The sequence below is a fragment of the Massilia jejuensis genome (genome assembly GCF_042656795.1).
GTDB classification, from domain to species: domain Bacteria; phylum Pseudomonadota; class Gammaproteobacteria; order Burkholderiales; family Burkholderiaceae_D; genus Telluria; species Telluria jejuensis.
In genome coordinates this window covers 86,643-106,100 of the sequence record NZ_JBHSMS010000028.1, presented here as the reverse complement: position 1 = coordinate 106,100, position 19,458 = coordinate 86,643, and the positions used below count along the sequence as shown (strand labels likewise).

Here is a 19,458-nt window from a genome sequence, read left to right as displayed (position 1 = left end):
CCGCAATGGTTGGCGCCGGGGTGGCCGGCCGGGGTCGGGGAAGGATTCATGCTGCCGATCAGGCGTGCAAAGGCTGCGGTCGGGGACTGGAAACGCCGGTCGGGAAACCGCCGGTAGCAGGTGCTGCGAACCTGTCCGTTACAGGTCCATCATCGCACAGCGGCGAGCATCCCGGCGATGGCCTTTCAACCATGCTCAGGTATTGCGACGGGGATAGCCCTGGGCCAGGATGCGTTGCCAGACGATTTCCTTTTGCTGGGCCGACATCGAGACCCAATGGGCCACTTCGGCGACGGTGCGTCCGCAGCCGCGGCAGACGTCGTCGAAGGTGGTCGAGCAGACCGCCACGCAAGGCGTGTCGGCGCGTTCCGGGAGCGCCCCCCCGACGTTATCGGGCTGGTCCGACATCGAGCTTGTCCCAGCCTTCGTGGCCGAGCCGTTCCATGGTCTCGATATTCTTCTCGAAGATCTCGGCCGCGTCGGGGAAGGCTTCGACGGCGCGCTCGATGCTCTCTTCGCGCAGGATCTGCAGGGTCGGATACGGCGCGCGGTTGGTGAAGTTCCCGATGTCGTTCTTGTCGGTATCGGCGAACTGGTAGTCCGGGTGGAAACTGGCGATCTGGAGTTCGCCATCGAGGTGCATGTCTTCCACGGCGGCGTCGGCCACGTCGAGAAACTCGTTATAGTCGAGAAAATCGTCGAGCACGAAAGGATGGATCAGCAGCGTCGTGTCGACCTTGTCGGCCGGGGTATCGGACAGGTTTTGCAGTTCATCCATCAGCTGCTCGAGCAAGGCCTCGGGCGTGCGCGCCGGCGAAACGACATAACGCACCTGCTCCTTGACGTAGACGGATTTGGCGAACGGGCACAGGTTCAGGCCGATGACGGCCTGTTCCAGCCAGCGGCGGGTAGCGGCGACGATGGCGTCGTCGTCGGCATGGGGATTGGCGGTACTCATCTATCGGTACTCATCTATATATACGGGTTCTAAAATGGGCAAGCGCGGTGCAAGACCGGATTGTACGCACAGTTTGCGTGTGCTCATAGGCCAGGCATTCGAGGCGGGTAACGTAAAAACAGGCTGGACAGGCCCAGGCAAGCGTTTTCACTATCAAACCGACAATGCGCCGAACAGCCCGAACAGTTTCCCGAAAGAACTAATTAGCGACCGGATAGAAACCATACTCCCAGGCAGTATCTTCGCAGGATGCCATTTTTCCCTATGAAGCGGACCGGTATTTTCCGCATACCCCCTGCAAGTATTGTCATAAATAATTCATGTTGACAAAATGAACAGAAGAGGTATTTTGTAACTGAGCCGGATAACCGCTTGACTGTCTCAACCGCTGCTCCTTACACTGCCCCCTTATCGTCAGTCCTTTAGTTCCGGGACGCAACATACTGGAAAGCTATGTACGACATGACCCGCACTCCCTCTATCGCTGCCGCGCTGGTGCTCTTGCTCTCGGCTCCCTTCGCCTCCGCCATCGACAATGCGCCGGTCAACGCGCTCTCCAGTACCGCCGTCATGCGCCCGGCCCTGCCTGCCGGCGCGGCCGCGCTGAAAGTCGACGACTACAAGGAAACCGATGTCTGGGGCCGTATCCGCAGCGGCTACGCCATTCCCGACATCAGCAACAACCTGGTCGAGCGCCATACCCGCTCCTACAGCCTCAAGCCGGACTACATGGCCCGCATCTCCGGCCGCGCCTCGCCCTACCTCTACCATGTGGTGCAGGAACTGGAAAAGCGCGGCATGCCGACCGAGCTGGCGCTGCTGCCGGTGATCGAATCGGCCTTCAATCCGCAGGCGCTCTCGACCGCGAACGCGGCCGGCATCTGGCAATTCGTGCCGGGTACGGGCAAGGATTTCAACCTCAAGCAAAATACCTTCAAGGACGAGCGCCGCGGCGTGCTGGCCTCGACCGATGCCGCCCTGACCTACCTGCAGCGCCTGTATGCGATGTTCGGCGACTGGCAGCTGGCCCTCGCCGCCTATAACTGGGGTGAAGGCAATGTCCAGAAAGCGATCAAGAAAAACCAGGCGCTCGGCAAGCCGACCGATTTCGAAAGCCTGGCCGACCTGATGCCGGCCGAGACGCGCAACTACGTTCCCAAGCTGCAGGCGGTCAAGAACATCGTCGGCAATCCAGGCCAGTACAACGTCACCCTGCCGGTGATCGACAACCAGCCTTACTTCACCGCGGTCGACAAGACCAGCGACATCGACCTCGCCATCGCCGCCCAGCTGGCCGAAATGTCGGTCGACGAGTTCAAGGCCCTGAACCCGCAGTTCAAGCGCCCCGTCATTACCGGCGACGACCGCACCAAGATCCTGCTGCCGCAAAAGAATGCCGAGAAATTCCAGCTGAACCTGGCCCAGTTCGGCCAGGCCCTCTCGACCTGGACCACGCACAAGATCACCGGCGCCAAGGAAAGCATCGCCTCGCTGGCCTCGAAGTTCGGCACCACGCCGGAAATCATTCGCCAGGCAAACAATATCCCGGCGCAGACCCGCCTGAAAGCCGGGTCGACCATCCTGGTGCCGAAGACCTCGGCCTCGCTGCATTCGGATATCGCCGAAAACATCGTCGACAGCGCCGTCATGGCCCTCGAGGCGGACCGCGGCGAAAAGCGCGGCGGCGCGCGCACCCAGCGCTTCAAGACCAAGGCGGTGGCGAACTCGGGCAAGCGCATCTTGCGCGGCACCAGCAGCACACGCAAGCATCGTTGAACGCTACCCGTCCCGTGGCGCACGCCGCGGGATTGCTACACCGCCCCGCCTCCCTTTCCTCGCACGCGGCCCCCGCGTACCGGCGCACGTCGACTCGACGCTTGCGCCGGATCAAAACGAGCAGCCTGTGCAAGCATTCCCAAACTAGGGTATGATGACGTTTGTGCGCTGCAATAACGAGTGAATCTCGTCCAGACGCAACAACAAGCAATATCTCGCAACAGCAAGTAACAACAAGTAACAACAAGCAGCATCGCAGCCAGGCCCGTCGTTCAGACAGCCTTCTAAAGCCCTCCCGCCCTGTGTGTCGATCTTTTGACACCGTCCCGGCGCAAAGCTTTTGTGCCGAAATTTCTTTCATTTCTGAGTCATTTCGTTCTGTTGGTTCGCGTTGCTATTTCGCGCTCGTCCACATGATGAGCGCTGATCACTACCGAAAGTAATAAAACAATGAGTTTTGAAGCACTAGGCCTCCACGCCACGATCGTCAAAGCAGTCACCGAATCCGGTTACACCATTCCTACGCCGGTCCAGGCGCAAGCCGTGCCTGCCGCCATCGCAGGCCGCGACCTGCTGGTGTCGTCGCAGACCGGTTCGGGCAAGACCGCAGCCTTCATGCTGCCTGCGCTGCACAAGCTGGTCAGCGCCGAGCCTGCGGCCGCTCCAGCGCGTACCCCTGCGCAAGACGCGCAGTCGGCCCGTTCGCGCGGCGAGCGCGTCCGTTTCACCGCAGCCAAGCCGAAGATGCTGGTGCTGACCCCGACCCGCGAACTGGCCCTGCAGGTCACGACCGCGACCGAAAAATACGGCAGCTACATGCGCCGCATCCGCGCCGTATCGATCCTGGGCGGCATGCCTTATCCGAAGCAGATGCAACTGCTGTCGAAAAATCCTGAAATCCTGGTTGCCACCCCGGGCCGCCTGATCGACCACATGGAATCGGGCAAGATCGATTTCTCGGAACTGGAAATCCTGGTCCTGGACGAAGCCGACCGCATGCTCGACATGGGCTTCATCGACGACATCGAAAAGATCGTCGCCGCCACCCCGGCCGGCCGCCAGACCATGCTGTTCTCGGCGACCCTCGATGGCGTCGTCGGCAACATGGCGCGCCGCATCACCAAGGATCCGCTGGTGATCCAGATCGCCAGCAACAGCAACCGCCACGAGAACATCTCGCAGCGTGTGCACTTCGTCGACGACCTGTCGCACAAGAACCGCCTGCTGGACCACCTGCTGCGCGACGAGTCGATGGACCAGGCCGTGGTCTTCACGGCCACCAAGCGTGACGCCGACACCATCGCCGACCGCCTGAACATTGCCGGCTTCGCCGCCGCCGCCCTGCACGGTGACATGCACCAGGGCGCGCGCAACCGCACCCTCGACAGCCTGCGCCGCGGCCAGGTGCGCGTGCTGGTGGCCACTGACGTCGCCGCGCGCGGCATCGACGTGCCGACCATCACCCACGTCGTGAACTACGACTTGCCGAAGTTCCCGGAAGACTACGTGCACCGTATCGGCCGTACCGGCCGCGCCGGCCGCAACGGCCTGGCGATCTCGCTGGTGAACCATGCCGAAGGCATGAACATCAAGCGCATCGAGCGTTTCACCAAGCAGACCATTCCGGTCAATGTGGTGGAAGGCTTCGAGCCGAAGCGTTCGGCCCCGCCGGCACGTACCGGCGCCCGTCCAGGCGGCTGGAAACCGGGCGACGGCCGCAGCGCCGCCAAGCCAGGCCAGCGCAGCTTCAGCAAGCCGGCGGCGGCACCGCGCGAAGGCGGTTACAGCCGTGACGCGGCCCCGCGCGGCCCGAGCACCGGCGCACCGCGCCGCGAAGGCAGCGGCGGCGGTTACCGCGGCAGCAACCCGCGTTCGGCCGACGGCGCACGCCGCAGCTTCGGCGATCAGTAATCGTTCGCCGCGGCGAATGGATGAGGACGGCTGCTGCGGCAGCCGTTTTTTCGTCTTCGCCGGCCTGCGCCGGATCGGATGGCGGCCGAACGCGTCGACAGCAGCGCCTGTAACGTATAATCGCTCTCCCGCCCAGCTTCCCTTTCGCCATCCGATGGACCGCAAGCGCATCCTCATCGTCAGTCCCGCCGCCGCCCGCGACAACAACGGCAACTGGCAAACCGCAAGCCGCTGGGCGCGCTTCCTGCACGCCAGGCACGCCGTCACCGTGGCGCCGGGCTGGACCGAAGACGACCCGGCGCCCGACCTGCTGATCGCCCTGCATGCGCGCCGTTCCGCGCAAGCCCTCGCCGCCTTCCGCACGGCCCATCCGGCGCGCCCCGCGATCGTGGTGCTGACCGGCACCGACCTGTATCGCGACATCGACACCGCGCCCGACGCCCGCGCCTCGCTCGAGGCCGCGGACGCATTGGTCGTCCTGCAGGAGGCGGGCCTGGCGCGCCTGCCCGCCCACTTGCTGGGCAAGACCCGCGTCATCTACCAGTCCGCGCCCGCGCTGCGCCCCGTCGCGCCCGCGCCCGCCGCCCGTCACGTCGACATTTGCATGATCGGCCACCTGCGCGCGGAAAAGGATCCCCTGACCTTCATGCGCGCCGCCGCGCTGGTCGACCACCCGCGCGTGCGCCTGCTGCACATCGGCGCCGCGCTCGACCCGGCGCTGCGCGATGCCGCGCGCGCCACGCAAGAGGCGACGCCGCGCTACCGCTGGCTCGGTCCGCTGCCCCATGCGCAGGCGCGCCAGCGCCTGAAACGCTGCCGCGCGATGGCGATCGCATCCGTCATGGAAGGCGGCGCCAACGTCGTCATCGAGGCCGTCACCAGCGGCGTGCCGGTGCTGGCCTCGCGCATCGACGGCAATCTCGGCATGCTCGGTGCGGACTATGCCGGCTACTTCGCGCCGGGCGACGCCGCGGCGCTGGCCCGCCTGATCGCCCGCTTTGCAGGGGACGCGGACTTCGAGGCCCTGTTGCGGCGCCAGTGCGCCGCCCGCGTCCCGCTGTTCCTGCCCGCCACCGAACAAGCGGCCGTGGCCGACTTGGTGGATAATCTGCTGCGCCCGCGTCCCGGGCAGCTTGATCACTTACCTATTGGAACCGAACATGAACGCGCCTGAGCAGACCATCAAACTGACTTCCTTCTCGCACGGCGGCGGCTGCGGCTGCAAGATCGCACCCGGCGTACTGGCTGAAATCCTGAAGAAGTCGAGCGGCTTCCCCGTGCCGCCGCAACTGATGGTCGGTATCGAGACCGCCGACGATGCCGCCGTCTACAAGCTCAACGACGAGCAGGCCCTGATCGCCACCACGGATTTCTTCATGCCGATCGTCGACGACCCCTTCGACTTCGGCCGCATTGCCGCCACCAACGCGATTTCCGACGTCTATGCCATGGGCGGCACGCCGATCATGGCCCTGGCCCTGGTCGGCATGCCAATCAGCAAGCTGCCTCTGGAAACGATCGGCGAGATCATCCGCGGCGGCGAATCGATGTGCGCCGAGGCCGGCATCCCGATCGCCGGCGGCCACACGATCGACTCGGTCGAGCCGATCTACGGCCTGGTGGTACTGGGCCTGGTGCACCCCGACCGGGTCAAGCGCAATGCCGATGCGCGCGCCGGCGACGTGCTCATCCTGGGCAAGCCGCTGGGCGTGGGCGTGCTGTCGGCCGCCTTGAAGAAAGACATGCTGGACGCGGACGGCTATGCCGCGATGATCGCCAATACGACCAAGCTGAACAAGCCCGGCCAGGCCCTGGCCGCGATGGACGGCGTGCACGCGCTGACCGACGTCACCGGCTTCGGCCTGCTCGGACACTTGCTGGAGCTCGCGCGCGGCGCCGGCTTGACGGCCGAACTGGACATGGCGGCGATCCCGCTGCTGCCCGGCGTGCTGCAACTGGCCCAGGACGGCTACTTCACCGGCGCGTCCGGGCGCAACTGGGATGCCTACGGCAAGGATGTCGTCCTGGCCGAAGCCGTCACCCCGGCCCAGCAAGCCTTGCTGACCGATCCGCAAACCTCGGGCGGCTTGCTCGTTTCGTGCAATGCGGCGGCTGCCGACGCCGTGCTGGCACTGTTCGCACGCGCAGGATTTGGCGATGCAAAAGTGATCGGCCACATGCATGCAGGCGTGCCGCGCATTGTCGTGAACGCATGATCGTGAACGCATGATCGTGAACGCATGATCTGAACGCATAAACCAGGTGGCCGGCACACCCGGCCCATTCAAATAAATATTTCCAAGTCAACACTTTTATTTTTTTATTGCAAAGCCAAGCATTGTTTTTTTAGAGAATTGTCGGTTGTATAATGCGCTCTGCCGGCGCAGACCGGTGACCATCTCATAACGACTCATAGAGACAATGCCCACGCACCAGACCGTTTCAGCGGCGCTCGACTCCCATCGTCCACCGCGGTGGAGTACACGCTTCTCCCATGTCCTGCTGGGCGAGGACAGCCGCCAGCGGCTGACCCTGACACTGCTGGGCCTGGCGTCCCTGGTGACCACGACCGTGGTGCTCTTGCTGATGTATGCGGCGCGCATCGGCGTGGCCGACGTGGGCCAGGTCAGCCTGCTGGCCGGCCTGTTCTTCGTTTTCATCGTGGGTTTTTACGCCCTCATTCGCAGCGGCGAGAACCGGCGCTTTGCCGACCCCACGCTGGCCATGCCGCAAACAATCATCGCGCAGTCGCTGATCGCGGCTTCGTACGCCATGACCGGCCCCGTGCATGGCGCGACCGTGATCATGCTCGCGCTGGTGATGGTGTTCGGCATGTTCAGCCTGCGCCCGGCGTCGGTGCGCCTGGCCTGCATCTACACCGTGAGCCTGATGGGCATGGTCATGGTCTGGTGCGCGCGGCACGATCCGCTGCACTACCCGGCGCGGCAGGAAGTGTTCAATTTCGCGCTCACCGCCATCGTGATGCTCGCCATCTCGCAGCTCGCCGGCCAGCTGAGCGCGATGCGCACCCGGCTCAAAACGCAGAAGATCGCGCTTGAACAGGCCCTCTCGCACATCGAGGAAATGGCCGCGCACGACGAGCTGACTGGTCTGCCGAACCGGCGCCGCATGATGACGCTGCTGCAGGAACACGCCACGCGCCATGCGCGCGGCGGGCCGCGTTTCTATGTCTGCATCATCGATCTCGACCATTTCAAGCACATCAACGACAGCCACGGCCACGCCGCCGGCGACGCCGTCCTGCGCGCCTTTGCCAGGCAGGCCCAGGTGGTATTGCGCAATACCGACATGATCGGACGCTGGGGTGGCGAGGAATTCCTGCTGCTGTTGCCGGAAACGCCACTGGGCGACCCGGCGCTCGGCGTGACGCGCCTGCGCGACAGCCTGGCCGAGCTGCCGGCCAGCCCGTCGCTAGGGGACTTGCGGATCCGTTTTTCAGCCGGCTTTGCGCGCTACGAGCATGGCGAGCCGGTCGACCAGGCGATCGAACGCGCCGACCGCGCCCTGTACGCGGCCAAGTCGGCCGGGCGCAACCGCAGCGTCGTGCTCTGATTTCCCGGCGCTCAGCCGCCGTCGGGACGCGCAGGAGCGCGCTGGTCGCCACGCCGGACCACGGCCGGCTGGCGCAGTTGATGAAACTGGCGCGCCAGCAGGGCCAGGCCGCCCAGCAGCACGACAAACGCCAGCATGACCGGCAGCGGCAAACCCAGGAATACGCCGTCTTCCATGACACCTCCCGTTCTCGTCAAATGCCCGGCGTCGTGCCGGCGCAAGCGGCTACTGTGCCAGTGACTTGCCGGTGCGAAATTGACGTAAGACAAAAGCGGAAGACGGCGTTGCTTAGCCGGTGGTCAGAGGCGGATGCGTTTCCGGCTTGCCGCGCCCGACCCGTTCGTATTCGGCGATGACCTGGGCGCCGAACAGCAGCAGCGTGGCGCCGATCTCGAGGCTGAACATGACCACGATCGCGGTCGTCATCGAACCGTAGACGACGTTGACCTGGGACAGGGTCGAGAAATACCAGACCAGCACATGGCGCGCGACTTCCCACAGCAGCGCCGCCGTGGCCCCGCCCACCAGCGCGTGCGAGAGCGACAGGCGTCCGACCGGCATCACCAGGTAGATCGAGGTCAGCACCAGGATTTCGCCAGCCAGTCCCATCAGGTAGAGCAGCGCGCCCGACACGCCGCCGAGCGACCAGTCGGTGCCGAACAGGCGCACGCTCTCCTGCCCCATCACCTGCAGCGTTCCCGCCACCACCGTGACCAGCATCACGCCGATCCCGAGCGCCAGCATGTAGCAATAAGGCAGCACGGCCGAGACCAGGAAATGGCGGCGTCGGATCGCCACGCGGTGGATGAAGATGACGCTCATCGCGTTTTCCAGCACCGTGAAGGCGAAGGAGCTGAAGAACAGCATGGTCACCCCCAGCACCCAGGTGATGAGGTCGCGGTTGTCGAGAAAGTTCGCCACCTCGGCCACGATCGAGGGCGACTGGCCGGGCACGAGCAGTTCGAGGTAGCGGCGCAGCGTCTCGAGCAGCTCGGCCTGGTCGATGAAGTGGGACAGCGCCACCACCACCAGCATCAGGAAGGGGACGATCGAGAGCAGCGCGTAATACGCCACGGCGCCGGCCAGCAGCAGGCCCTGGTTGGCCCGGAACCCCTTCAGGACGCTGAGCGTGAACGCCAGCGGATGCGACAGGATATAGGCGTTGGCGCGCCGGTTCAGGATACGCACGCGCAGGCGGCGCACCCGCAGGCGGCGCAGGCGCAGTCGGCCGAAACCGGTCATCGCGCCAGCCTGATGCCAGCGAACTGCCAGCGGGCGCCGGCCGGGAAGAAATTGCGGTAGCTGGCGCGCGCATGGCCCTCGGGCGTGGCGCAGGAAGAGCCGCGCAGCACGTACTGGTTGACCATGAACTTGCCGTTGTATTCGCCGATCGTGCCCGGCGTCGGCAGGTAGCCGGGATACGGCGCGTAGCTGCTGCTGGTCCACTGCCAGCAAGCGCCGAACATCTGGGTCGGGCCGGTCTCGACCGCTGCGCCCGGGTGCAGGCGCCCGGCCTCGATGCCGGTCAGGCGCGCGGCGAATTCCCATTCGGTTTCGGTCGGCAGGCGCGCATCGCGCCAGCGCGCATAGGCGTCGGCCTCGTACAGCGACACGTGGGCGACCGGGCGCGCCGGGTCGAGCGGCAGCTCGCCATGCAGGGTGAATTCGATCCAGCTGCCATCCGGCCGCCTGCGCCAGTACAGCGGCGCGGCCAATTCTCCCGCGGCGACCTTGTCCCATCCTTCGGCCAGCCACAGGCGGGGCTCGCGGTAGCCGCCGGCCTCGATGAAAGCCAGGTATTCGCCATTCGTCACCAGGCGCGACGCCAGCGTGAAGGGGGCGACATAGCTCGAATGGCGCGGCAGCTCGTTGTCGAAGCAAAAGCCACGGCCATCGTGCCCGATTTCGACCAGGCCGCCGTCGAACTCGATGAATTCCAGGCCCAGCGGCACCGCGTCGGGCATCATCGCGTCGCCGTCGTAGCGCGGCGCGATCGGGTTGTGCGCCAGCAGGTGCTTGACATCGGTAAGCATCAGTTCCTGGTGCTGCTGCTCGTGCTGCAGGCCCAGCCTGACCAGCCCGGCCAGCGCCGCGTCGGGCGCGGCGGCGTCGAACAGGCGCAGCATGCGCGCGTCGACGTCGACCCGGTAGGCACGCACCTCGTCCAGCGAGGGACGGGTCAGCAAGCCGCGCTGGGCGCGCGGGTGCATGCTGCCGACGCCATTGTAGTATGAATTGAACAGCATCCGGAAGGCGCCGTGGAAGGGGCGGAAACCGGCCTCGCGCGCTTCGAGGATGAAGGTCTCGAAGAACCAGGTGGTGTGCGCCAGGTGCCATTTGACGGGACTGGCGTCGGGCATCGACTGGGCGCAGCAGTCTTCGTTCGACAAGGGCGCGGCCAGTTGCAGCGAACGTTGGCGCACCGCCCGGAATTCATTGCGCAGCATCGCGTCCCTCAGGCGATGGCCTGCGCATGGATGACCGCGAACGGGCAGCGCGGATCGGTCCACACGCGGGTCGCCTCGAAGCCCGACTGCTCGAGCAGGCCGATGGCGTCGGCCTGGCGGTACTTGTAGCTGTTCTCGGTATGGATGCGCTCGCCCGCAGCGAAATCGCGTCCGCCGCCCGGCCAGCGTACCGTTTGCGCGCTGTTCGCCTCCAGGTGCATCTCGACCCGGCTGGCGGCTTCGTCGTAGAAGGCGACGTGGCGCCAGTGGCGGACATCGAAGTCGCTCCCCAGCAGCCGGTTCACGTGGCGCAGCACGTTCAGGTTGAAGGCGGCCGTGACGCCGAGGGCGTCGTCGTAGGCGGCATCGAGGATGGCCTTGTCCTTGGCCAGGTCGATCCCGATCAGCAGGGCGCCATCCGGGCCGCAGCCCTTGCGCAGGCGGGTGAGGAAAGCGCGTGCCTCGGGCGGCGTGAAGTTGCCGATGGACGAGCCCGGATAGAAGAACAGGCGGCGCTCGGCGTGCACGCTGTCGGGCAGCTCCAGGGCGCTGGAAAAATCGAGCCCGAGCGCCTGCATGTCGATGCGCGGAAAGCGCAGGCGCAGCCGGGCCAGGGCTTCGCCGACGAAACCGGTGGAGATGTCGACCGCCACATACTGGGCCGGGCGCAGAAGCGGAAACAGCGCGGCCGCCTTGGCGCAGTTGCCCGCGCCCAGGTCGATCAGCGTGGCGCCGGTACCGCAGGCGCGCGCGATTTCATGGCCGTGGCGCTCGAAGATGCCGGCCTCGGTGCGGGTCGGGTAATACTCGGGCAGCTCGCAGATCGCCTCGAACAGTTTCGAGCCGAGCGCGTCGTACAGGAACTTGGGGGAAATGGCCGCATGGCGCGCTTCCAGGCCCGCGCACAGCTCGGCCGTGAGGTGGGCGCCGGCGTGGGCGCCGCCTGCGGCCGGTTTCTCGGTTGTGCATGACGTCAGCATAAGGTTTATCATTCGTGCCGCCGGAGTGCCCGATGCGCCCTGGCTAGGAAGTTGCTGTTTTTGCTATCATAGCGGAAGTCTCGGCTCCCCCGCGTTCGCCAACCGCCTAGCGTGCTCGCCCTTGTTTCCCCTTATTACTCATCAGCAGAAAGCCACCATGTCCCCCTTGTCCGCCCTGAAATCCCTGGTCCACGCCTCGCTCGTCGCCACCGCCCTGTTCGCCGCGCATGGCGCGTCGGCCCAGAACACGCCGGGCGTGCTGCGCGTTTCGGCGATTCCGGACGAGGCGCCGACCGAGCTGCAGCGCAAGTTCAAGCCCCTCGGCGACTACCTGGCCAAGGCAACCGGCCTGAAGGTCGAATTCACGCCGGTGACCGATTACGCGGCCTCCGTCGAAGGCCTGATCAACCACAAGCTCGACCTGGTCTGGTTCGGCGGCTTCACCTTCGTGCAGGCGAACGTGCGCAGCAAGGGCCAGGTGGTGCCGCTGGTGCAGCGCGCGGAGGACGAAAAGTTCCGCTCGGTCTTCATCAGCGCCCAGCCGGGCATCGCCAGGCTGGAGGACTTGAAGGGCAAGACCCTCTCCTTCGGTTCGGAATCGTCGACCTCGGGCCACCTGATGCCGCGCTCCTTCCTGCTCAATGCAAAGGTCGACCCGGACACCGACCTGAAACGCGTGGCCTTCTCGGGCGCGCACGACGCCACCGTGGCGGCTGTCGCCGGCGGCAAGGTCGATGCCGGCGCGCTGAACATCTCGGTCTGGGAAAAGCTGGTCGAAGCGGGCAAGGTCGATCCGAAAGCGGTGCGCGTGTTCTACACGACGCCCGGCTACTACGACTACAACTGGTCGGTGCACGCCAGCATGGCGCCGGCGCTGCAAAAGAAGATCCGCGAGGCCTTCCTGGCCCTCGACGGATCGACAGCGCAGGGCAAGGAAATCCTCGAACTGCAGCGCGCGACGAAATTCGTGCCGACCAAGGCCGAGAACTACAAGACCATCGAAGCGGCGGCGCGCAATGCCGGTTTGCTGAAGTAATCCGGGCGCCATGAGCTTCCATCTCGACAAACTGACCGTGCGCCACTTGCGTGGCGCAAGAGCGGCCGCGCTGCACGCACTCGACCTGGACGTCGCCCAGGGCGAGCAGCTCGCGCTCATCGGTCCGTCGGGCGCCGGCAAGACCACCCTGCTTTCCACCCTCGCCTGCGCCCACCAGCCGGCCGAGGGCCGCCTGTCCGTATTGGGAGCCGATCCCTGGGCCCTGTCGCACAAGGACCGCCACCGTCTGCGCGCGCGCCTGTTCCTGGCCCCGCAAACGCCGCCGCTGCCGCCGCGCCAGCGCGTGGTCACGGCGGTGCTGGCCGCACGCCTGCCGCGCTGGAGCGTGGCCACGGCCTTGCGCTCGCTGTTTGCGCCGGTCGATCCGGAAGCCGCTTTCGATGCCTTGCGCCGCTTCGGCCTGGGCGACAAGCTGTATGCGCGCGTCGACCGCCTCTCGGGCGGCGAGCGCCAGCGCTGCAGCCTGGCGCGCCTGCTCCTGTCGGCGGCCGAGGCCTTCCTGGTCGACGAACCGATTTCCGCGCTCGACCCGTCTCTCGCCCGCATCACCCTGGCCACGCTGCAGCAGGAAGCGAGGGCGCGCAATGCCACGCTGGTCTGCAGCCTGCACCAGGTCGACATGGCGCGCGCCCACTTCACCCGCATCGTCGGCTTGCGCGAAGGCCGCATCGTGTTCGACCTGCCGCGCGAGCGCGTCACCGACGAGATGATCGCCGCGCTCTACGAAAACGAGATCGTCGAACCCGAGCCCCACCCTGCTCACGAGACGCCGGAACGCATCGCCGTGGGCGCCTGCTTCTGACGATGGCCGCAACCAGTCTCCATCCCGATCCGGCCTGGCGCGCCCGCCTGCTGGCCTGCGGGCTCGCCCTCCTGCTGCTCTGGCCGGCCCTCGTCTACAGCGAATTCAAGCCCTGGATCCTGTTCGACCGCCAAAGCCTGGCGGCGGCCGGCGGCTTCCTGGCCGACTTCCTGCGCCCGGCCCATTCGCTGGCATTCCTGGCGATGGTGCTGCGCGAGACCTGGATCACGGTGGCGATCGCCACCGCCGGCCTGGTGCTGGCGCTGGTCGGCGCGATTCCCGCCACCCTGCTCGTGAGCGAGCGGCTCTCGATCTCGCGCCTGGGCACGGGCCGCGTGCGCTGGCCGGCGGCGCTCCTGCGCCAGGGCGTGCGCTGGGTGCTGGTGCTGCTGCGCAGCGTGCCGGAACTGGTGTGGGCGCTAATCTTCGTGCGCGTGGTCGGGCTGGGGCCGACGGCCGGCGTGCTGGCCATCGCGCTCACCTATTGCGGCATGCTGGCCAAGGTTTATGCCGAGATCCTCGAGTCGAGCGACGCCCATGCCACCGACGCCCTGCTCGCCAACGGCAGCGCGCGCCTGCCCGCCCTGCTCTACGGCGCCCTGCCCGACGCCGCCGCCGAACTGGTCTCGTACACGATCTACCGCTGGGAATGCGCCATCCGCGGCTCGGCCATCATGGGCTTTGTCGGCGCCGGAGGACTCGGCCAGCGCATGGACGAATCGACCAAGATGATGGCGGGCGGCGAAGTGGCGACCATGCTGCTGATGTTCGTGCTGCTGGTGGCGGCCGCCGACTTCGTGTCGAGCCGGCTGCGGCGGAGGCTCGGATGAAGCGGCCGGATCTGCCGCCCTCTCCACGGCGCTCGTGGAGCACGCCCCTGCTGCTGGCCGCACTGCTCGCCCTGATCGTCGCCAGTTTCGCCACCCTGCGCCTGGACCTGGCCGCCTTCTTCACGCCGGAAGCGGTCGGCACCACCTCCGAGTTCCTGGGCGGCTTCGCGCCGCCCGAGACGGCCGCGCCCTTCCTGCGCAAGACCCTGGACGCGGCACTCGAGACGCTGTCGATGTCGGCCCTGGGCACCCTGCTGGCGGCGCTCGCCGGCCTGGTACTGGCGCTGCCCGCGGCCGGGCGCTGGGGCGGCCCGCCGCGCGCCGCGGTGCGCATCGTCCTGAACGTCCTGCGCTCGATCCCGGAACTGGTATGGGCGGCCCTGCTGCTGGTGGCCGCCGGCCTGGGCCCGTTCGCCGGCACGCTGGCGCTGGCGGCGCACACCGCGGGCGTGCTCGGCCGGCTGTTCGCCGACGCGCTGGAAAACGCCGAACCGCAACCGGAAGCGGCCTTGCGGGCCAACGGCGCGCCCGCCTTGACGGCCTTCTTCTACGCCACCCTGCCCCAGAGCCTGCCGCAAATGCTCTCGTACATGCTGTACCGCTGGGAGAACAATATCCGCGCCGCGGCCGTGCTGGGCGTGGTCGGGGCCGGGGGACTGGGCCAGATGCTGAAATACCATTTATCGCTGTTCCAGATGCAGAGCGCCGCCACCGTGGTACTGGCCATGCTGCTGCTGGTCGCCCTGGTCGATGCGATCAGCTACGCGCTGCGGCGCGTCCTCACGCGTTAAGCGCGAAAAGGCCCCATGCTCGAACTGTCGAACCTCACCAAGACCTATGGCGGACGCACCGTCCTGTCGAACCTGTCGCACCGTTTCGAACCCGGCCGCTTCGTCGCCATCATGGGCGAGTCGGGGGTCGGCAAGTCGACGCTGCTGAACCTGATCGCGGGGCTGGACGCGCCCGACAGCGGCGAGGTGATCGTCGACGGCATCGCCATGGCCGCGCTCGACGACGATGCCGCCACGCGCCTGCGCCGCACCCGCATGGGCTTCATCTTCCAGGCCTTCCACGTGCTGCCCCACCTGACGCTGCAGCAGAACGTGGCACTGCCGCTGCTGCTCAACCGCGCGGGGGCGGCGCATGCCGCGACCATGCTGGCGGCGGTAGGACTGGAAGGACGCGGCGCCGACTTTCCGCGCCAGCTCTCGGGCGGCGAATTGCAGCGGGTCGCGATCGCGCGCGCGCTGGTGCACAGGCCCGCGCTGCTGCTGGCCGACGAGCCGACCGGGAACCTGGACCCGGAAACGGCGGGCGGCATCCTGCGCCTGCTGCGCGCGGAAATCCGCGCCACCGGCGCCGGCGCCATCATGGTGACCCACTCGCATGCGGCGGCGGCGATGGCCGACGAGGTGCTGCTGCTGACGCGCGAAGGCCTCGAGCCAGCCTGACTTTAGCGTAAATTCCGCGCGGAAATAAGCACGTTAGACACCATTCGCGACGAATAGTGCGGCGCCTGCTGGACGGTCGTAGTAATATCACAACGACCCGACCCCATCAGCCATCACAAGCATCGGGCGCTTCCAGAACGGTCCTGTCCCCTCAACCAAAGTAAGCATTTTGGAGGAGTACATGAACGTACGCCAAAAAAAACAGGAAATGCTGGCCGCAATGCACCGCGCCCGTGCCCTCGAACCGTCGAGTTTCGTGCCGAACAAGCTGCTCGACACCCTGATCGAAAAACTGCATCTGAAAAATGACGCGGAACTGTGCCGCGTGCTCGAAGTGCAACCGCCGATCATCAGCAAGATCCGCCACCGCAAACTCAATGTCGGCGCCACGATCCTGCTGCGCATGCACGAGAAATCGAATATCCCGATCCGCGAACTGAAGGAGCTGACCACGCCCGCGCTGCATTAGGACAGCGCACCCATGCCTTGCCCGTCCCTCCCGGGCGCGGCCAGGAACGCTCGCCCGCGCCCTTACTGACTCGGCGGACGCCCGGTTTTCAGCTGCGGCAGGCTATCGAGCACCTGGCGCAGCGTCGCCAGGTCGAGGCGACCCACCAGCGCGACCCCGATGCGCAGCAGCTCGCTCTTCTTGATCTCGAAGCCGGCTTTCAGGCAGGCCTGCTTCACAGTCGCCAGTACCGCATACTCCTCGTCGGGCATCGTGAAGCTGTCGCGCACGAGCATCGGCCGCGCCGTGTCCGGTGCCGCCGGGGTGGCCGCCGCGGCACGGGTGCGGCCTGCCGCCGGCGTCTCCCTGCCAGCCTTGACGAGCGCGCGGACGGCGTTCCTGACGCCGGGTGCGGACTTCGCAGCCGGCTTGGCTGCCGCCTTGGCGACAGGCCCAGCCGGCTTGCGCGCGGCTTTCGGCGCCGCCTTGACCGCTGCCTTCGCCGCTGGCTTGACGGCCGCCCTGGCCGGGACTTTCGCCGCCGTTTTAGGGGAAGCCTTCGCGGAAACCGGCTTGGCGGCGGCGCGGCTGCCTGCCTTGGCGGCGCCAGCGGCGGGCGCGGATCTGGCGATCCTGGCCGTGGCAGGGGTGGTGGCCGAACCTGGCGTTCTGGTTGCTGCCCTGGCCGTTGGCGCGGTCGCGCCCTTCGCAGGGACCGGTTTTCTGGTCATTGGGTATTCCGCTACTTAACAAGGTAAACAATATAGTCGATCGGGCGCTTTCCCGGAAGGGGCGTTCTAGCGTGCGCGGGCCGGCCACCGGGGCGGCCTGGCCCGGTTCACGCGGGCCGGAGCGGCCCCAGTGTGCACCAGGTTTGTGACGCCCCGATGACGGGGCGCTGCAGGATCACGCCTCGGGCATGGTCTCGCGCGGGGCCATCCGGATCGCATTGCGGCCGCCCGCCTTCGCTTCGCGCATGGCGCTGCCGGCGCGCCCGAACAGCGTGACGTTGCTGTCGTCCGGACGGATCGTGGTGACCCCGAAGCTGGCCGTCATCGAGATCATCGCGCGTTCGGTCTTGACCGGCGTGGCCTCGATCGCGGCGCGCATGCGCTCGGCCACCAGCATGGCTTCCTCGCCGCCGGTGCGCGGCAGGAGCAGCGCGAATTCGCCGCCCACCAGGCGCCCCAGCAAATCGCTGTCGCGCAGCTGGCGCCTGCACAGGTCGGCCACGTGGCGCAGCACGACGTCGCCGACCGGATGGCCGTAGCCGTCGTTGACGCGCCGGAAGCTGTCCAGGTCGAGCACGACCAGCGCGGTCGGCGAACCGGGACGGCGCGCCAGCGCCATCCAGGGCGCAAGCGCGTTGAAGAAGCCGCGCCGGTTGGGCACCTCGGTCACCAGGTCGAGCGTTTCGAGGCGCGCCAGGTCGCCCTGCAGGCGTTCGCGCGCCAGCAGCAGGCAGCCGAAGCCGTTGACCAGCATCAGCAGGTAGAAGGCGATGGTCGAGAGCTGGCGCAGCAGGTCGTGCGACAGCCAGCGCCAGCCGTCGGGCATGACCAGCACCAGGATGCCGCGCGCGGCCACGACCAGCGCCAGCAGCGCGGTGACCACGGCCAGCGCGCGCTGCAGCATCGAGGCCGCGCGCCAGCCGCGCGCCAGGGCCGCCGCGCCGACCAGGTAGAAGGCGCCGAGGATCAGCGCCGCGGCGAGCGTGCGCAGGCCGAGCGGATCGATCCAGTAGGAGACCAGGAAAATGAAGATCGCTGCCAGGGCTAGCGGCACCATGATGCGCACCAGGGGCCGCCGGTGCGCGGTTTCCCACAGGGCGGCACTTTCCAGGGCGACGCCGGCAATGAGCAGGGCCCAGCCCCCGGGCAAGGCGAGCGGCTCGGGCACGACGCGCGCACCGCCGAGCGCCAGCAGGATCCAGCTGGCCGCCTGCACCTGTTTCGACAGGCCCCAGCTGGCCAGCGCCGGCGCGCGCACGGCGCCATAGTCGAAGAAGAACAGTACGCTGCACAGCGCCAGGTTGCCCAGCGCGAGCACCAGCACCATCGTGGTCGAATCCATGGCCAGCATGGCGCCGCTCAGCATGCGCGCTCCACCTGGCCGGCGCTGTCGGCCGGCGCCGTCGCGCAGCCGTCGACAAGCTTGATCCGCTCGATGCGGTCGGCTTCGAGCGCGCTGGGGGCGGCGATGATCGATGGGTGATCGGGAAACATACGGAACTCCTGTGGCGGCAACGGCCAGCTTAGCAGAGTTTCATGCCTGTGAACAAGACGCAGGGCGGCCCCGGCGCGGCGCGGCGCCTCCCTCCCCCGTCGCATGCGTTTCTCTTCTATATACTGACGGCATGTCCCAGCATCCCCCCTCCCTCGATCCCCGTCCCGGCGCACCCGTGGTGCGCACCGACGGCAACCGGCGCACGCTCGCATTCGAAAGCGGCGACATCCAGAGCGAGATGCTGCTGTCGCACCCGGATGCCCTGGTGCTCGACTATGCGCGTGCCATGATGTGCTTCGCGCTGTTCGCACCGCGTCCGCGCCACATCCTGATGGTGGGCCTGGGCGGCGGCTCGCTGGCCAAGTTCTGCTACCGCCATTTTCCGCACACGCGGATCACGGTGCTGGAAATCAGCCGGGAGGTGATCGCCCTGCGCAATGCCTTCCGGGTGCCGCCCGACGACGCGCGCCTGCGCATCGTGCATGCCGACGCCGCCGAGCATGTGAAGGCGCTGCAGGGCGCCGCCGACGTGATCCTGGTCGACGGTTTCGACGCCGCCGGCATGCCCGCCGCGCTGGGCAGCGCGGCCTTCTACCGCGATTGCCGGCGCGCGCTGCGCGAAGGCGGCGTGCTGGTGGCGAACATCCTCAGCTACGACCCCTGCCACGACGCCATCGTGGCACGCATCGGCGGCGCTTTCCGGGGACGCGTCTGCGACTTCCCCGGCATCGCCGGCAACAACCACCTGATGTTCGCGCTGCGCGCCGCGGCCGGCGGCACGCCGACGCGCGCGGCGCGCCTGCAGCAACGCTTCGCGCGCCGGCGCGGCCTGGGGGCCGGCTTCCTGAACAAGCTGCTCGCGCGGGTGCTCGTCGCCTGGCTTGCACGGCGTCCTGTCTGATCGCGGCGACACGGGCGCCCGCGCGCGTGCGCATGCGACGATTTGTTTGCGAAAACCGGCCGATCTATGACACACTTCGTGGCTGTAGTGCTTTCAGG

The 19,458-nt window shown here is 67.1% G+C and carries 21 protein-coding genes; 12 read left to right on the top strand and 9 right to left on the bottom strand.

Going from position 1 to position 19,458, the window contains the following annotated elements; genetic code table 11:
- Window positions 1–195 precede the first annotated feature (195 nt).
- On the bottom strand, window positions 196–408 hold the full coding sequence (locus ACFPOU_RS09040; RefSeq protein WP_379719670.1) for a DUF1289 domain-containing protein: 213 nt from the start codon (window positions 406–408) through the stop codon (window positions 196–198).
- Window positions 389–958: a DUF1415 domain-containing protein gene (locus tag ACFPOU_RS09035; protein WP_379719668.1), complete on the bottom strand. Its 570-nt coding sequence runs from the start codon at window positions 956–958 to the stop codon at window positions 389–391. The genes ACFPOU_RS09040 and ACFPOU_RS09035 overlap by 20 nt, the downstream gene beginning before the upstream one ends.
- 462 nt (window positions 959–1,420) lie before the next feature.
- Here ACFPOU_RS09035 and ACFPOU_RS09030 point away from each other — a divergent pair, with 462 nt between their 5' ends.
- The 5 genes from ACFPOU_RS09030 to ACFPOU_RS09010 all read left to right on the top strand — a co-directional run bounded on the left by ACFPOU_RS09030 (window position 1,421) and on the right by ACFPOU_RS09010 (window position 8,218).
- Window positions 1,421–2,734, top strand: coding sequence for a transglycosylase SLT domain-containing protein (locus ACFPOU_RS09030; protein ID WP_379719666.1), 1,314 nt, complete (start codon window positions 1,421–1,423; stop codon window positions 2,732–2,734).
- A gap of 450 nt (window positions 2,735–3,184) precedes the next feature.
- Window positions 3,185–4,645 (top strand): DEAD/DEAH box helicase, encoded by a 1,461-nt coding sequence (locus ACFPOU_RS09025; RefSeq protein WP_379719664.1) that lies wholly within the window; start codon window positions 3,185–3,187, stop codon window positions 4,643–4,645.
- A 154-nt stretch (window positions 4,646–4,799) separates the two neighbouring features.
- A complete protein-coding gene (gene senB / locus ACFPOU_RS09020; RefSeq protein ID WP_379719662.1) occupies window positions 4,800–5,819 on the top strand; it encodes a selenoneine biosynthesis selenosugar synthase SenB in 1,020 nt (339 codons plus the stop codon).
- Window positions 5,806–6,861, top strand: coding sequence for a selenide, water dikinase SelD (gene selD, locus ACFPOU_RS09015; RefSeq protein ID WP_379719660.1), 1,056 nt, complete (start codon window positions 5,806–5,808; stop codon window positions 6,859–6,861). Before senB ends, selD begins: the two co-directional genes overlap by 14 nt.
- Before the next feature lie 205 nt (window positions 6,862–7,066).
- Window positions 7,067–8,218 carry a GGDEF domain-containing protein gene (locus ACFPOU_RS09010; RefSeq protein WP_379719658.1) on the top strand — a complete coding sequence of 384 codons (1,152 nt, stop codon included), beginning with the start codon at window positions 7,067–7,069 and terminating at the stop codon, window positions 8,216–8,218.
- A gap of 11 nt (window positions 8,219–8,229) precedes the next feature.
- Here the strand turns inward: ACFPOU_RS09010 and ACFPOU_RS09005 are convergent, their stop codons facing one another.
- From ACFPOU_RS09005 to egtD, 4 genes are all read right to left on the bottom strand, one after another.
- Complete coding sequence (locus tag ACFPOU_RS09005) at window positions 8,230–8,394, bottom strand: hypothetical protein (protein WP_379719656.1); 165 nt, start codon at window positions 8,392–8,394, stop codon at window positions 8,230–8,232.
- 112 nt (window positions 8,395–8,506) lie between these two features.
- Window positions 8,507–9,460, bottom strand: coding sequence for a YihY/virulence factor BrkB family protein (locus ACFPOU_RS09000; RefSeq protein WP_379719654.1), 954 nt, complete (start codon window positions 9,458–9,460; stop codon window positions 8,507–8,509).
- On the bottom strand, window positions 9,457–10,665 hold the full coding sequence (egtB, locus tag ACFPOU_RS08995; RefSeq protein ID WP_379719652.1) for an ergothioneine biosynthesis protein EgtB: 1,209 nt from the start codon (window positions 10,663–10,665) through the stop codon (window positions 9,457–9,459). The genes ACFPOU_RS09000 and egtB overlap by 4 nt, the downstream gene beginning before the upstream one ends.
- An 8-nt stretch (window positions 10,666–10,673) precedes the next feature.
- Window positions 10,674–11,645 carry an L-histidine N(alpha)-methyltransferase gene (gene egtD / locus ACFPOU_RS08990; protein ID WP_379719650.1) on the bottom strand — a complete coding sequence of 324 codons (972 nt, stop codon included), beginning with the start codon at window positions 11,643–11,645 and terminating at the stop codon, window positions 10,674–10,676.
- 157 nt (window positions 11,646–11,802) lie between these two features.
- Between egtD and ACFPOU_RS08985 the strand changes: the two genes are divergently transcribed.
- The 6 genes from ACFPOU_RS08985 (at window position 11,803) to ACFPOU_RS08960 (ending at window position 16,254) form a co-directional block, all read left to right on the top strand.
- On the top strand, window positions 11,803–12,681 hold the full coding sequence (locus ACFPOU_RS08985) for a putative selenate ABC transporter substrate-binding protein (RefSeq protein ID WP_379719648.1): 879 nt from the start codon (window positions 11,803–11,805) through the stop codon (window positions 12,679–12,681).
- A 10-nt stretch (window positions 12,682–12,691) separates the two neighbouring features.
- A complete protein-coding gene (locus ACFPOU_RS08980; protein ID WP_379719646.1) occupies window positions 12,692–13,504 on the top strand; it encodes a phosphonate ABC transporter ATP-binding protein in 813 nt (270 codons plus the stop codon).
- Between the two features lie 2 nt (window positions 13,505–13,506).
- Window positions 13,507–14,334: a PhnE/PtxC family ABC transporter permease gene (locus tag ACFPOU_RS08975; protein ID WP_379719644.1), complete on the top strand. Its 828-nt coding sequence runs from the start codon at window positions 13,507–13,509 to the stop codon at window positions 14,332–14,334.
- Complete coding sequence (gene phnE / locus ACFPOU_RS08970) at window positions 14,331–15,125, top strand: phosphonate ABC transporter, permease protein PhnE (RefSeq protein ID WP_379719642.1); 795 nt, start codon at window positions 14,331–14,333, stop codon at window positions 15,123–15,125. The genes ACFPOU_RS08975 and phnE overlap by 4 nt, the downstream gene beginning before the upstream one ends.
- Window positions 15,126–15,140: 15 nt before the next feature.
- Window positions 15,141–15,785 carry an ABC transporter ATP-binding protein gene (locus tag ACFPOU_RS08965; protein ID WP_379719640.1) on the top strand — a complete coding sequence of 215 codons (645 nt, stop codon included), beginning with the start codon at window positions 15,141–15,143 and terminating at the stop codon, window positions 15,783–15,785.
- Window positions 15,786–15,966: 181 nt separating this feature from the next.
- Window positions 15,967–16,254, top strand: a complete 288-nt coding sequence (locus tag ACFPOU_RS08960) for a hypothetical protein (RefSeq protein WP_379719638.1) — start codon at window positions 15,967–15,969, stop codon at window positions 16,252–16,254.
- 62 nt (window positions 16,255–16,316) lie between these two features.
- Here ACFPOU_RS08960 and ACFPOU_RS08955 read toward each other — a convergent pair whose 3' ends face one another.
- From ACFPOU_RS08955 to ACFPOU_RS08945, 3 genes are all read right to left on the bottom strand, one after another.
- On the bottom strand, window positions 16,317–16,964 hold the full coding sequence (locus ACFPOU_RS08955; protein ID WP_379719636.1) for a hypothetical protein: 648 nt from the start codon (window positions 16,962–16,964) through the stop codon (window positions 16,317–16,319).
- A 175-nt stretch (window positions 16,965–17,139) separates the two neighbouring features.
- On the bottom strand, window positions 17,140–18,330 hold the full coding sequence (locus tag ACFPOU_RS08950; protein WP_379719634.1) for a GGDEF domain-containing protein: 1,191 nt from the start codon (window positions 18,328–18,330) through the stop codon (window positions 17,140–17,142).
- Window positions 18,324–18,458 carry a hypothetical protein gene (locus tag ACFPOU_RS08945; protein ID WP_379719632.1) on the bottom strand — a complete coding sequence of 45 codons (135 nt, stop codon included), beginning with the start codon at window positions 18,456–18,458 and terminating at the stop codon, window positions 18,324–18,326. The genes ACFPOU_RS08950 and ACFPOU_RS08945 overlap by 7 nt, the downstream gene beginning before the upstream one ends.
- 131 nt (window positions 18,459–18,589) lie before the next feature.
- Between ACFPOU_RS08945 and ACFPOU_RS08940 the strand changes: the two genes are divergently transcribed.
- Complete coding sequence (locus ACFPOU_RS08940; RefSeq protein ID WP_379719630.1) at window positions 18,590–19,360, top strand: spermine/spermidine synthase domain-containing protein; 771 nt, start codon at window positions 18,590–18,592, stop codon at window positions 19,358–19,360.
- The last annotated feature ends 98 nt before the right edge of the window (window positions 19,361–19,458 follow it).

Bases quoted from the DNA above. Each gene is read 5' to 3' on its own strand.
- egtB (WP_379719652.1), bottom strand. From the start codon at position 10,665: ATGCTGCGCAATGAATTCCGGGCGGTGCGCCAACGTTCGCTGCAACTG.
- ACFPOU_RS08980 (WP_379719646.1), top strand. From the start codon at position 12,692: ATGAGCTTCCATCTCGACAAACTGACCGTGCGCCACTTGCGTGGCGCA.
- ACFPOU_RS09000 (WP_379719654.1), bottom strand. From the start codon at position 9,460: ATGACCGGTTTCGGCCGACTGCGCCTGCGCCGCCTGCGGGTGCGCCGC.
- ACFPOU_RS08945 (WP_379719632.1), bottom strand. From the start codon at position 18,458: ATGTTTCCCGATCACCCATCGATCATCGCCGCCCCCAGCGCGCTCGAA.
- ACFPOU_RS08985 (WP_379719648.1), top strand. From the start codon at position 11,803: ATGTCCCCCTTGTCCGCCCTGAAATCCCTGGTCCACGCCTCGCTCGTC.
- ACFPOU_RS08975 (WP_379719644.1), top strand. From the start codon at position 13,507: ATGGCCGCAACCAGTCTCCATCCCGATCCGGCCTGGCGCGCCCGCCTG.
- ACFPOU_RS09005 (WP_379719656.1), bottom strand. From the start codon at position 8,394: ATGGAAGACGGCGTATTCCTGGGTTTGCCGCTGCCGGTCATGCTGGCG.
- ACFPOU_RS08965 (WP_379719640.1), top strand. From the start codon at position 15,141: ATGCTCGAACTGTCGAACCTCACCAAGACCTATGGCGGACGCACCGTC.
- ACFPOU_RS09030 (WP_379719666.1), top strand. From the start codon at position 1,421: ATGACCCGCACTCCCTCTATCGCTGCCGCGCTGGTGCTCTTGCTCTCG.
- ACFPOU_RS08955 (WP_379719636.1), bottom strand. From the start codon at position 16,964: ATGACCAGAAAACCGGTCCCTGCGAAGGGCGCGACCGCGCCAACGGCC.
- senB (WP_379719662.1), top strand. From the start codon at position 4,800: ATGGACCGCAAGCGCATCCTCATCGTCAGTCCCGCCGCCGCCCGCGAC.
- ACFPOU_RS09025 (WP_379719664.1), top strand. From the start codon at position 3,185: ATGAGTTTTGAAGCACTAGGCCTCCACGCCACGATCGTCAAAGCAGTC.
- ACFPOU_RS09040 (WP_379719670.1), bottom strand. From the start codon at position 408: ATGTCGGACCAGCCCGATAACGTCGGGGGGGCGCTCCCGGAACGCGCC.
- ACFPOU_RS08940 (WP_379719630.1), top strand. From the start codon at position 18,590: ATGTCCCAGCATCCCCCCTCCCTCGATCCCCGTCCCGGCGCACCCGTG.
- selD (WP_379719660.1), top strand. From the start codon at position 5,806: ATGAACGCGCCTGAGCAGACCATCAAACTGACTTCCTTCTCGCACGGC.
- ACFPOU_RS08950 (WP_379719634.1), bottom strand. From the start codon at position 18,330: ATGCTGAGCGGCGCCATGCTGGCCATGGATTCGACCACGATGGTGCTG.
- ACFPOU_RS08960 (WP_379719638.1), top strand. From the start codon at position 15,967: ATGAACGTACGCCAAAAAAAACAGGAAATGCTGGCCGCAATGCACCGC.
- ACFPOU_RS09035 (WP_379719668.1), bottom strand. From the start codon at position 958: ATGAGTACCGCCAATCCCCATGCCGACGACGACGCCATCGTCGCCGCT.
- egtD (WP_379719650.1), bottom strand. From the start codon at position 11,645: ATGCTGACGTCATGCACAACCGAGAAACCGGCCGCAGGCGGCGCCCAC.
- phnE (WP_379719642.1), top strand. From the start codon at position 14,331: ATGAAGCGGCCGGATCTGCCGCCCTCTCCACGGCGCTCGTGGAGCACG.
- ACFPOU_RS09010 (WP_379719658.1), top strand. From the start codon at position 7,067: ATGCCCACGCACCAGACCGTTTCAGCGGCGCTCGACTCCCATCGTCCA.